At 72.8% G+C, this 12,492-nt stretch carries 8 protein-coding genes and 1 pseudogene; 4 read left to right on the forward strand and 5 right to left on the reverse strand.

Translation table 11 applies throughout. The features are described from left to right. Position 1: 1 nt before the first annotated feature. Entirely contained in the window at positions 2-1,423 is a 1,422-nt protein-coding gene (locus M8J74_RS19555) for an ABC transporter substrate-binding protein (RefSeq protein WP_249837662.1), read from the reverse strand. Between the two features lie 186 nt (positions 1,424-1,609). On the opposite strand from M8J74_RS19555, the gene M8J74_RS19560 reads away from it, so the two are divergent. Next, on the forward strand, positions 1,610-3,127 hold the full coding sequence (locus tag M8J74_RS19560; protein ID WP_249837663.1) for an FGGY-family carbohydrate kinase: 1,518 nt from the start codon (positions 1,610-1,612) through the stop codon (positions 3,125-3,127). Beyond that, entirely contained in the window at positions 3,124-3,744 is a 621-nt protein-coding gene (locus M8J74_RS19565) for a histidine phosphatase family protein (RefSeq protein ID WP_249837664.1), read from the forward strand. The genes M8J74_RS19560 and M8J74_RS19565 overlap by 4 nt, the downstream gene beginning before the upstream one ends. 53 nt (positions 3,745-3,797) lie before the next feature. Here M8J74_RS19565 and M8J74_RS19570 read toward each other — a convergent pair. Continuing rightward, positions 3,798-5,186, reverse strand: a pseudogene (locus M8J74_RS19570) (amino acid permease). Positions 5,187-5,521: 335 nt separating this feature from the next. Between M8J74_RS19570 and M8J74_RS19575 the strand changes: the two are divergent. Next, on the forward strand, positions 5,522-6,103 hold the full coding sequence (locus tag M8J74_RS19575) for a biotin transporter BioY (RefSeq protein ID WP_249837665.1): 582 nt from the start codon (positions 5,522-5,524) through the stop codon (positions 6,101-6,103). Here M8J74_RS19575 and M8J74_RS19580 read toward each other — a convergent pair. Together M8J74_RS19580 and M8J74_RS19585 are read right to left on the reverse strand one after the other, a co-directional pair. Further along, positions 6,066-7,421 carry an FAD-binding oxidoreductase gene (locus tag M8J74_RS19580; protein WP_249837666.1) on the reverse strand — a complete coding sequence of 452 codons (1,356 nt, stop codon included), beginning with the start codon at positions 7,419-7,421 and terminating at the stop codon, positions 6,066-6,068. The two genes, M8J74_RS19575 and M8J74_RS19580, sit on opposite strands and share 38 nt — an antisense overlap. A gap of 131 nt (positions 7,422-7,552) precedes the next feature. Continuing rightward, positions 7,553-8,287 carry an LPXTG cell wall anchor domain-containing protein gene (locus M8J74_RS19585; RefSeq protein WP_249837667.1) on the reverse strand — a complete coding sequence of 245 codons (735 nt, stop codon included), beginning with the start codon at positions 8,285-8,287 and terminating at the stop codon, positions 7,553-7,555. 238 nt (positions 8,288-8,525) lie between these two features. Between M8J74_RS19585 and M8J74_RS19590 the strand changes: the two genes are divergently transcribed. After that, the gene (locus tag M8J74_RS19590) at positions 8,526-11,000 is read left to right on the forward strand and encodes a serine/threonine-protein kinase (RefSeq protein WP_372500214.1); all 2,475 of its coding nucleotides are present in this window, start codon (positions 8,526-8,528) and stop codon (positions 10,998-11,000) included. A gap of 63 nt (positions 11,001-11,063) precedes the next feature. On the opposite strand, the gene M8J74_RS19595 is transcribed toward M8J74_RS19590, so the two are convergent. Beyond that, positions 11,064-12,492, reverse strand: a 1,429-nt coding sequence (locus M8J74_RS19595) for an amino acid permease (RefSeq protein WP_249837668.1), incomplete at its 5' end; no start/stop codon positions are given.

A 12,492-nucleotide genomic window follows, 5' to 3' on the forward strand; every position in this document is an offset into this window, starting at 1 on the left:
CTCAGTCCACCTTGGCGGCGAGGTCGCCCGCCAGCCCGTTCAGCACCGACCGCGCGTTCTGGCCGCCGTAGATCTCCTGCAGGGCCGCCGCCCAGCTGGTGGTGGCGTCGAAGAACTGGGCCTGCGGGGTGAACTGGATCTTCGTCTGGTCGACGACCGTCTCGAAGGTCTCGATGAAGCCGGGCAGGTGCCGCATCTTGTCCTTGTAGGCGGCGTCCTGGCTGACTGATTTGCGCACCGGGTCGATGTGGTTGCCGGTGACGGCCGCCCGGCGCAGGTGCTCCTTGCCGGTCGCCCACTGCAGGAACAGCCAACTGGCGCTCTTCTTCTTCGACTTGGCGTTCATGCCGAGCGACCAGATCCACATGTTGGTGGCGAGCGAGCCGTCCGGGCCCTTGGGGCCGGGGTGGAAGGCGATCTTCCCGGAGGCGGGGCTGGCGCCCTTCACCGCCTGGAAGTAGGCGGCCGTGTCCGCGTCGAAGAGCATGCCGGCCTTCTTCGCGCCGAGGTCGCTGGAGCACTGGTACCAGGTGTACGACGTCCAGGACGGCGGCCCGCCCTGCTTGACCATGCCCGCCCAGTCCCGGGTGAACGCGACGGCCTCCGGCGTGTTCATCGCGGGCTTCAGCTTCCCGCCGTCCACGGTGAAGTCACGCAGGCCGTTGCGGGCGTACATGGTCATGAAACCCGGGTGGATGGTGGCCCAGCTGCGCGAGCCGCGCACGGCGATCCCGTACATGCCGTCGTAACCGGCGCCCGGCGCCTTCCGCTTGATGACGCCCGCGATCTCGCGCAGTTCGTCGAAGGACTCGGCCGGTCTCAGGCCCAGCTTCGAGAACACCTCGGTGTTGTAGGCGACGACGTTCGTCTCCCAGCCCCACGGCAGCGCGTACTGCCCGCCCCGGCCGAGCGGGGCGCCGTCCTTCAGCGACCACTGGTCGGCCTGGAGGAGGTTGGGGAAGAAGTCCGCGCGGTCCCATTCGTCGCCGGTGGCCGAGGAGTTGCGCATCCAGGGGCCGAGGTCCTCCAGCCAGCCCGGCGGGCCGTACTGCCAGACCATGTACGCGCCGAGCATGAAGACGTCGTAGGAGGCGCGGCCGCTGGACAGGTCGACGGTGAGCTTGTCGAAGTAGTTGTCCTCGGGGAAGACGTCGTACTCGACCCTGATGCCGGTCTGCGCGGTGAAGGACTTCAGGTCGGCGATCAGGGCGTCGGTGTACGGGTGCTTGTTGAGCAGGGCCTTGACCGTGCCGCCCTTCTCCCGCTTCCAGTCGAAGGAGCCGGTGACGTCGTCGGCGGCCGAACCGCCGCCCTTGTCGTCGTTGCCGCCGAAACCGGCGCCGCAGGCCGCCAGCAACGGGGTCGCGGCGGCCCCGGCGGTCAGGGCGAGGAAGTGTCGGCGGTCGTGCGCGTGCGTGTCCATCCGTGACCTCCGAGTGGGGTCGGGCCCGGTGCGCAGGCGTGGGGGTAACACGTCGAGTCGACTCGCTAACAGAGGGTGTAACGGCGGAAGTTGCGCGTCAATCCCTCGCGCAGGCGAAAATCCCGCGTCAATATCGTGGGTAGGTGTGAAGTTCACAGACTGGATCGCGATGCCCGGGAGGTCCGGATGCCGGACGAGCAGGAGGCGTGGCTGGGGATCGACCTGGGCACGCAGAGCGTCCGCGTGCTGGCCGTCACCGCAGACGGGACGGTCGTGGGGCGGGGGACGGCCCCGCTCGGCGGGCGGCGCGAGGGGGAGCGGCACGAGCAGGATCCGGGTCAGTGGTGGGAGGCGGTGTGCGCGGCCGCGCGGCAGGCGGTGGGGGAGGCGCCCGGGGCGCGGATCGGCGGGCTCGCGGTGTGCGGGACGTCCGGGACGGTGCTGCTGACGGACGTGGCGGGGCGGCCGCTGAGCCCCGGGCTCATGTACGACGACCGGCGGGCCGCGGCACAGGCGGCGCGGGCGCGGGCGGCGGGACTCGCGGTGCAGGACAGCTGGGCGCTGCCGAAGGCGATGTGGCTGGTGGAGGAGTACGGCGGCCTCGCCGAGGCGCCCGCCAGGGCCCACGCCCACCTCCGGGTCGCCCGGCCGCCCCGCTTCCGGCTCGCCCACCAGCCCGATGTGATCGTCGCCCGCCTCACCGGCGAACTCCCGCCCGCCGACTCCTCCCACGCCCTCAAGACGGGCTACGACCTCCAACAGGACGCCTGGCCGTACGCCGCCCTCGCCGAACTCGGCCTGCCCGACGGCCTGTTGCCCGAGGTCGTGCGCCCCGGGACGCGGCTCGGCACGGTGTGCCCGGACGCCGCCGAGGCCACCGGCATCCCCGCCGGCACCCCCGTCGTCGCCGGGATGACCGACGGCTGCGCGGCCCAGATCGCCTCCGCCGCCCTGCGCCCCGGCTCCTGGAACTCGGTGCTCGGCACCACCCTGGTCCTCAAGGGCGCCTCCACCACCCCGGTCCACGACCCCACCGGCGTGGTCTACAACCACCGTGCCCCGGACGGGACCTGGCTGCCCGGCGGGGCCTCCAGCGTCGGCGCGGGGGTGCTGACGGCCGCCTTCGCGGGCGCCGACCCGGCGGCCATGGACGAACGGGCGGCCGCCCGCGAACCGTCCGGCGCGATCGCCTACCCGCTGGTCTCGCCCGGCGAGCGCTTCCCCTTCCACGCCCCGCAGGCCGTCGCCCTCGTCCTCGGCGAACCGCGGGACGACGCGGACCTGTGGGCCGCGCTGCTGCAGGGCGTCGCCTTCACCGAACGCCTCTGCCTGGACTACCTGCACCACCTGGGCGCCCCGCTGGACGGCCCGCTCACTTTCACCGGCGGCGCCGCCCGCAGCGGGTACTGGAACCAGCTGCGCGCCGACATCCTGGGCCGCCCGGCCCGCGTACCGGCCCAGACCGAACCGGCGCTGGGCATGGCGGCGCTGGCCGCGCACGGCGTGTGTTCCCTCGGGCTCGCGGACGTCGCCGAGCGCATGGTCCGCGTCCGCGCCGTCGTGGACCCCCGCCCGGACCGCACGGCCCTGTTCGCCGAGCCGTACGCGCGGCTGGTCGACGAACTGCATGCCCGCGGCTGGCTCCCCGCCCCGGTCGCGGCGCACGCGCACGCCCGCCTCACCCGCGATACTGCGGACTCATGACCGCCACCCTCCTGCTGGCCCGCCACGGCCAGACCGTCTGGCACGCCGAGAACCGGTACGCGGGGATCAGCGACGTGCCGCTCACCGAGACCGGGTACGCGCAGGCTGAGGCCCTGGGCCGGTGGGCCGCCGCCCACCCCGTCGACGCCGTGTGGACCTCCCCGCTCTCGCGGGCGGTCGTCACCGCCGAGCCCGCCTGCCGGGCGCTCGGCCTCAACCCCAGCCGCGAACCCGATCTGCGCGAATGCGACTTCGGGGTGATGGAGGGCCGCACCCTCGCGCAGTTCGCGCAAACGGACCCGGACGCGGCGGCGGCCTTCCGCGCCGACCCGGTGGCCCACCCCTTCCCCGGTGCCGAGGACCCGGCCGCCGCCGCCGGCCGGGGAGCCGCCGCGCTGCGCCGCATCGCCGCCGCCCACGACGGCGAGCGCGTCCTCGTCGTCGCCCACAACACCCTGCTGCGGCTGGTGCTGTGCCGGCTGCTGTCCATCCCGCTCGGCGAGTACCGGCGGGTCTTCCCCCGGCTGCGCAACGCCGCCGTCACCGAACTGCGCGCGGATGCCGGCCACGTCGGCCTGATCTCGCTGAACGTGCCCTGTGACCGGGAAACGGCGTAGGCGGGTGAGCGGATGACGAAGAGCCCCGACCGCCCCGCCCCGCAGCGGCTTCCTCAGCGGCGCGCGCGGGCGCGCTGCCAGGCGTACCCCACGACCGCCAGGAACACCGTCATCCCGCCCGTCGAGTACAGCTGCACCCGGGTGCCCGGCTCACGGGCCATCAGGACGAAGATCGCCACCATGCCCGCCAGCGCGACCCAGGTCAGCACCGGGAAGGCCCACATCCGCACGACCAGCCGGTCCGGCGCCTCGCGCTCCAGCCGGCCGCGAAGCCGCAGCTGCGAGACGGCGATGAAGATCCACACGACCAGAATCACCGCGCCGATCATGTTCAGCAGCCACGGGAAGACGTCGTCCGGACGCCAGTAGCTGAGCACCACGCACCCGAAACCGAAGACGGACGAGGCCAGTACGGCCGTGCGCGGCACCCCGCCCGACACCCGGCCCAGCGCCTGGGGACCCTGACCGCGCTCGACCAGCGAGTAGGCGATGCGCGAGGAGCCGTAGACGTTGGCGTTCATGGCGGACAGCAGGGCGACCAGGACGACCACGTTCATCAGCTGTCCCGCGCCGGGGATGCCGAGATGGTCCAGGGCGGCGACGTACGGGCCCTTCTCCACCACCTCCGCCGAGTCCCAGGGGACCACGGTGACGACGACCGCCATCGAGCCGATGTAGAACAGCGCGATGCGCCACATCGCCGTACGGACGGCGCTCGCCACGCCCCGCACCGGGTCCGGCGACTCGGCCGCCGCGATGGTGACCGTCTCCAGGCCGCCGTAGGCGAAGACCGAGGCGAGCAGGCCGACCAGCAGGCCCTCGCCGCCGTGCGGCAGGAAGTCGCCGAGGTTGCTCGCCCCGGGGGAGTCCGCGCCGGGCAGGACGCCCGCGATCGCCAGCACGCCCAGGACCAGGAACAGGCTGATCGCACCGACCTTCAGGGCCGCGAACCAGAACTCGAACTCGCCGAAGTTCTTCACCGCGGCGAGGTTGGCGGCGCAGAACACCACCATGAACAGGGCGACCCACCCCCACTCCGGCGTCTGCGGCAGTCACCCGGTCACGATCTTCGCCGCGCCGATGCCCTCCAGGCCGACGGCCGTGCACAGCAGCACCCAGAACGACCAGCCGGCGGTGAACCCTGCCCACGGCCCGAGGGCCCGCTCGGCGTGCGCCGAGAACGAGCCCGACGACGGATACGCGGCCGACATCTCGCCCAGCATCCGCATCACCAGCATCACGAGGAGACCCGACAGGGCGTAGGCGACCACGATCGACGGCCCGGCGGCGGCGATACCGGCGCCGGAACCGACGAACAGCCCCGCCCCGATCACCCCGCCGAGGGCGATCATCGACAGATGGCGCTGCTTGAGACCGTGGGACAGGGCGGTGTCGTCGTCCGCTCGCGGCGGTGCGTCGACCGGGGTGGTGCTGTGCGGCATGGGCGCGGCTCGTCCAATGCGTGAGATGGGCAAAACGCCCACAGTCTGGGCGGCCCACGCGGCCGCGAGGCGGGGCCGCCCAGCATCCGGACGGGCACGCTGCGCGGAGTGATCGACCGGCTACGCGGGCCTTCGGCCGGGTGCCCCGGAGCGCGACGAAGCCCAGGTCACGCCCGCTGAGTGAGCGGTGTCACGCCGGGGCCGGTGTAGCGGGCATCCTTTGTCCGGAGCCCACCAAGGCCCGCCGTCGGCCTTTGTCGGGCGCTGACGGTGATCGCGGGGAGCACTCCGGGTTAGCGTCACGGTGTCCCGCCCGTCCCGACCCCGGAGCCCCCATGAGCACCGCTGCCGTCACCCCCGCCCGCCCCGGACAGGTCCTCGCCGACCTGCTCCCCGCCTCCCGCGTCCGGGACGTGGCCCTCGTGGTCGGCGGTGCCGTGCTCACCGGTCTCGCGGCCCAGATCTCCGTGCCCGTCCCGCACTCCCCGGTGCCCGTGACCGGCCAGACCTTCGCCGCGCTCCTGGTCGGCACGAGCCTCGGCGCGAGCCGCGGACTGGCCTCGCTCGTCCTGTACGCGCTCGCCGGACTCGCCGGCGTGCCGTGGTTCGCGGGCGGCACCTCCGGAGTCTCCGTCTCCTTCGGCTACATCCTCGGCATGCTGCTCGCCTCCGCCGTCGTCGGCGCCCTGGCCCGCCGCGGCGCCGACCGCTCCGTGTGGCGCATGGCGGGCACGATGCTGCTGGGCGAGGCCCTCATCTACGCCGTCGGTGTCCCGTACCTGGCCTACGCCGCCGGTCTGTCCGCCTCCGCCGCGGTCGCGGCCGGCCTCACGCCGTTCCTGATCGGCGACGCCCTCAAGGCCGCCCTGGCCATGGGGCTCATGCCGGCCGCCTGGAAGCTCGTCGGCAGGCGCTGAGGCCGTAGGGGCCGCCGAAGAGGTTCGCCGGGTCGAGGCTCGCCTTCAGCCCGGCGAGCCTCGCGTGCGTTCCGGGGTCGTACAGTCCCTCGCTCCGGTCACCGGCCCCGAAGGCGAAGTTGCGGGCCCGCCCGAGCGTCGTGTCCGCGAGCAGCGCGAGGGCCGGGTCCACCACCGCGCGGGCCGTCTCCCGCTCGCCGGCGCTCAACAGCCGCAGCAGGAAACGCCCTTCGCGATGGGGCACGCAGTTCGGCGCGGGCCGCGCGAGGGCCCCGCCCAGATGGTTGATCTGCACCACGCACATCGGCCCGCCCGCGTCCGGCCCGGTGCGGGCGAGCAGTTCACCGGCCCCGGCGAGGTCCAGTTCGCCGAGCACCGCGCCGTCGCCGTAGTAGGCGTGCGGGAAGTCCGGGTCGCTGTGGATGGTGTGGCTCTGCGCGTACGGCATCTCGCGCAGCGAGTCGGCGAGCACGGGCCCCCACTTCCGCAGCGGCGCCACGACCGCGTCACCGTCGCCGCCGGTGTACGCGACCCGCACCGAGACCACGTACCGTCCGCGCAACCGCGGCGGAAGCGCCGGCAGGTCCGGATACGGTACGGCGGCGAAGGACGAGGTCAGCCCGTCCGGCACGGTCCGGGTCCACTCCTCGTACGCCCGCAGCAGGGCCGCCGGGTCCACCGCGCGCCCGTCGAAGGCGAGCGAGCCGCCGTAGAGCCGGCGCACCGGTACGAGCCCGATCTCCAGCCCCGTCACGACGCCGAAGTCGGCCCCGGCGCCCAGCAGCGCCCAGTACAGGTCGGGGTCGGCGGCGCGGGTCACGTGCCGGTGCCGCCCGTCGGCCGTCACCACGTCCAGCGCGCGCACATGGTCGGCCGCGTACCCGAACTCCCGGGCGAGGATGCCCAGTCCGCCGCCCAGGGTGTAGGAGACGGCGCCGACGCCGGGCGCGGAGCCGTTGAGCGGCGCGAGGCCGTACGGTGCGGCCGCCGCGACGACCCGGCCCCAGCGGACGCCCGCCCGCACCCGGACGGTGCGTGCGCCGGCGTCGACGGCGACGCCGTCCATGCGCCGCGTCGTGACGAGCACGCCGCCCCGCGAGGCTCCGGGCATGCCGTGACCGGTGGCCTGGACGCCGATCGGCAGCCCGCGCCCGGCCGCGTACCGCACGGCGGCGGTCACGTCGGCGGCCGAGGACGCGGCGAAGACCACGTCCGGCCGCTGCTCGAACCCGGTCTGGAAACCGGCGAGTTCGCCGTCGTAGCCCGGGTCGCCCGGACGCAGGACCAGCGGTTCGGTGGGGTTCTCGGCGACATCCATGACCCGCACTGTGCCCGCATAACCTGACAGCCGCCGTCAGCCTTTCGGGAAAGGGTCCGGCAGGGGCGATCACCCCCGCCGGACCCGCGGACATGCCGTCCGCTCAGCCCGGCCGGCGCGGCCGGACCCGCTCAGCCGCGCGGCCGCAGCGGGCCGACCGGCCGCCGGGTCGACCACCACAGCCCGGCCGCACCGGCCGCGACCAGTGCCGCGCCCGCCGCGCCCAGCGGCAGGACGTCCCGCCCGACGCCGGTCTTGGGCAGTTCCGTCTCGCCGCCCGGCGCCACCGGCTTGTTGTCGGTGCCGAGGAGCAGCGGAGTGGCGGGGGCGTTCGGAGAGGGGTTGTTGGTGCCGAAGGGGACCGGCCCCTGCTGCCAGTACGTCTTCTTCCCGTCGCCGGCCTGCACGGGCAGACAGATCTTCCCGGTCTTGCCCAGGTCGTACGTCGCGTCGACGGCGTACGACTTCGACTTACCGGCCGCCAGATTGTCGATGGGGCAGGAGAAACCGCTGTTCGAGCCTTTCGGGAGGCTGTTCTCGCCGATCGCCGAACAGCCGGCGACGTTCTTCACCGTGAGGCCGTCGAAACCGACGACCAAAAGCTGGATCTTTCCGCTGTCCTTGCTCCCCTGATTCTTCACCGTGGCGGTGATCGCCGTTTTCTTCGTGCTGTTGTCGACCGAGATCTTCGAAGGCAGGAGTGTGGTCAGCTCGACGCCCGCCGGCGCCTTGTCCATGACCTTTCCCCCCTTGCTGCTCCCGGGTCCCTGGTCATCCGCGCTGGCAGTGCAGGAAAGGATCACCACCGCCGAAAAAGATGCGGTGACCAGCGATCCTGTGATGACCGTGATGCGGCGAGAACTCATGTTCGGACCCCCCTTGTGCTTCCCCCGGCTGCGCCTGAATTCGCAGTACTTGAAGAGCTACCACAAGATTTCTCCGCACTATGCTGGTACGGCACGAAGTGTGACCATTGTGTTTCAGTGGGGGCGGATCGGAGCGCTACCGAGGTCGTCTCGGGTTTCAGGGGATGTGTCAGTTCATCGAGGGGGCGCCGTGGAATTGCCGGGGAATGCGAGGAGCGGTGGTGTTCAGGGTCTGCTGGTGACGGGGCGTTATCGCCTGGTCGAGAGTATCGGGCAGGGGGGAATGGGGCGGGTGTGGCGGGCGGCCGACGAAATACTCGACCGCCCGGTGGCCGTCAAGGAGATCCGGATAGACGGCCTGGACGGCGAGGACACGCGCACCCGCCGCGAACGGACCCTGCGCGAGGCCAGGGCGACGGCCCGCATCGACCACCCCAACGTGGTGCGCGTCTACGACGTCGTCGACGAGGGCGAACGTCTTTGGATCGTCATGGAGTTGGTCAGGGGCCGCTCGCTGGAACGCATCCTGGCCGAGGACGGCCCCCTCGGTCCCCGGGAGACGGCTCGCACGGGGCTCGGCCTGGTGGCGGCCCTGCGGCAGGTCCACGCCCGAGGCGTCCTGCACCGCGACATCAAACCCGGGAACGTACTCGTCGACGGCTCCCTGGAACCCGACCGGCGGATCGTCCTGACCGACTTCGGCATCGCCGCGATCCAGGACGCCAAGGCCCTCACCATGGTCGGCATGCTGGTCGGCTCGCCCGACTACATGGCACCCGAGCGGATCTCCGGCCGCCCGCAGGGCCCGCCGTCCGACATCTGGTCCCTGGGCGCGACCCTCTGCGCGGCCCTGGGCGGCCGTTCCCCCTTCTCCCGCGGCACGACCCTCGCCACCCTGCACGCGGTCCTCTACGAGGAGCCCGAGCTCCCCGCCGCGGCGGGGCCCTTGAGCGGTGTCCTGGCGGCGCTGCTGGAGAAGGAACCGGAAGCCAGGCCGGGCCTCGCGGAACTGGAGGAGGCCCTGCGCCCGGTCGCCTTCCCACCTCCCACGCCGACCCTGCCGGTGGGCGGGGGCGGCGCGGACACCCCGGAGGAACGGCCGCCCCAGGGCCGTCCGACGGCCGCGGGAACCACCCCGGCACCCCCGGTCACCCCCTCACCGGAGCCGCCCACCCCCCAGCACGGGCCCTCCGGCGAACCATCCGCCCCGGCCACTCCGCACACCCGCCTGGTACGGGCCGCCCGCGACCCCAGGCGCCCCGAGCCCCCGGCGGACGTTCCCCCCACCGTCCGGCAGGAGACGCAGAAACTCCGCCACCACGGCCCCACCCCACCCGAACCTCCTGACACAACCCCCACCCCCGCCGCCCCCTCGGAAGGCGCGCCCGCCCTCACCGCACCGTCGGACGGCCCGCCAGTCTCCACCGCGCCCTTGGACAGCCCGCCCAACCCCTCCGCACCGTCAGACGGCCCGCCAGTCTCCGCCGCACCCACCAACGGTCCGCCGGCTCCCGTCCCTCCGGCCGACGGCCCATCAGCCCCCGCCTCTCGGACCGGTGATCAACCTGCACCCATGCGCCAGTCCGACGGCGCGTCGGCATCAGCGCCCCGGGCCGACGGCGCGCCGGCACCCGCGTCACCCGTCGGCCGCCCGCAACCCGGCGCGTCACCCGTCGGCCGCCCGCAACCCGGCGAGTCACCCGTCGTCCCCACGCGACCCGGTGCAACTCCTGTTCGCCCCGCGGAACCCAGCCCGCCTCCCGTCCGCCCCGCGGAACCCGGCGGACCTCCCGCCGCACCCCCCGCCGCCGCCTCCGCCGAAGTCCCCTCAGAAGTCCCCTCCGAAGTCCCCTCCGAGCTGCGTTCGGAAGCCGGTGCGGAGGCGCCGTCCGTCAACTCCCCGACCGGTGAACCCACTTCACCCCACTCCGCCCCTCCCGGCCCCGGCCCCACCCGCCCCGGCGTCTCCCTGACCCGAGCCCCCGCGGTGACCCGGCAGCGATCGGTGCCGCCGGAGCGCTCGCTGCACGAGCAGGGGACCCGGCCCCAGCTCGGCCCCCATCCGCTGCACGGGAAGACGACCCCTGCCACTCCCGCTCGGCGTCGTCGCCGTGCGGGGCTTCTGGCCGCCGCCGCGCTGGTCGCCGCCGGTGCCGCGGTCGTCGTGACGGTGTTGCTGAACTCCGGTGGGCAGGGCGGCGATCAGGCCGGTCCCACGACCTCCAAGCCCCCCACCACCTCCGGGTCCGGTCCGCCGCCCACCGTCGAGGGCACTTCCCGGCCCCGGACGCTGCCGCCCGGGACCCACGAGGAGGCCGGCGGATACGCGTGGGCGACCCCTGCGGGCTGGAAGCGCAACGTGATGACGGGAGCCGAGGTCCACTACACCTCGCCCGACGGCGCCCAGGAACTCGTGGCCAAGTCCGCCATCGCCCGCGACGACCTGATGGGGACCTGGCGGAAGTCGGAGCAGGACGCCCACCAGGGCCAGAACTACCAGAAGATCCGCCTGGAGCAGACGACCTTCCGCGGTCACCCGGCGGTGGTCTGGGAGTACACCTTCACCCTGAAGGGCGTGAACTGGCACGCGCGGCTGCTCGGCTTCGACCAGGAGGGCAGGTCGTACCAGATCAACACCTGGTACCACCCGGACATCGAGACCCGGGCCGTCGGGGTCTACGACCGGGTCAAGGACAGCTTCACCGTGCTGTGAGCGCACGGAAGGGGCCCGCGGTCCGCACCGCGAGCCCCTTCCGTGCACAAGACGCCGTACGCGTCAGCCGGTCTTGACCTTCCCGGTCTCGTGCCCGGCGTCGGCGGGCACGGTGTCGCCCACGGCCGCCCGGCCGGTCCCGAGAACCTTCTGCCGGACCACGGCGATCGCCACCACGGCCGCCGCGACCAGCAGGGACAACAGCACCGTCTCCCGCCCGTCGTGCTCCGTGTCGGTGAGCATGTAGGCCAGCACGAACACGATCAACGCAGCCGTCGCCCACGTCAGATACGGGTACAGCCACATCCGCACGACCAGCTTCTCCGGCGCCTCGGCCTGGATGATCCGCCGCATCCGCAGCTGCGAGAAGCAGATCACCAGCCACACGAACAGGGCCACCGCACCACTGGAGTTGACCAGGAACAGGAAGACCGAGTCGGGGAACTTGTAGTTGAAGAAGACGGCCACGAAGCCGAACACCACCGACGCCACGATCGCCGCCATCGGCACGCCCCGGGACGGGGTCCGCGCGAACGCCTTCGGCGCGTCACCCCGCTCGCCCAGCGAGAAGGCCATGCGGGAGGCCGTGTACAGGCCGGAGTTGAGGCAGGAGAGCACCGACGTCAGCACGATGAAGTTCATGATCTGACCGGCGTGCGCGATCCCGAGGGAGTCGAGCGCGGCGACGTAGGAGCCCTTGTCCTTGATGGACGGGTCGTTCCACGGCAGGAGGCAGACGACGACGAAGATCGAGCCCAGGTAGAAGACGGCGATCCGCCAGATGATGCTGTTCGTCGACTTCGTCACCGCGCGCTGCGGGTTCTCCGACTCGCCCGCCGCCAGCGTCGCGATCTCGCTGCCCATGAAGGAGAACACGACGAGCAGCACACCGGTGAGGATCGCGCCGGGGCCGTGCGGGAGGAAGCCGCCGTGGCCGGTCAGGTTGTCCAGGCCCGCCTTGTCGCTGTGGACGCCCGGCAGCACGCCGAACACCGCGAGCGCGCCGACGACGATGAACGCGCCGATCGCGACCACCTTGATCCCGGCGAACCAGAACTCGAACTCGCCGTAGGAGCCGACCGAGACGAGGTTGGTGGCGGTCAGCACGACCATCACGATGAGCGCCCAGCCCCACTGCGGGACCGCCGGTATCCAGCCCTCGAGGATCTTGGCGCCGGCGGTGGCCTCCACGGCCAGCACCACCACCCAGAAGAACCAGTACAGCCAGCCGATGGAGAACCCGGCCCAGCGGCCCAGCGCCCGGTCGGCGTGGGCGGAGAACGAACCGGAGGTGGGGTTCGCGGCGGACATCTCGCCGAGCATGCGCATCACGAGGACGACGAGGGTGCCGACGAGGGCGTACGACAGGAGGATGCCGGGTCCCGCGGTGGCGATGCCGGAACTGGAGCCGACGAAGAGGCCGGCGCCGATGACACCGCCGATGGCGATCATCGACAGATGGCGGTTCTTGAGTCCTGCCTGGAGCCCGGAG

Origin of the sequence: Streptomyces panaciradicis, from assembly GCF_023516615.1 — a bacterium.
Classification (GTDB): domain Bacteria; phylum Actinomycetota; class Actinomycetes; order Streptomycetales; family Streptomycetaceae; genus Streptomyces; species Streptomyces panaciradicis.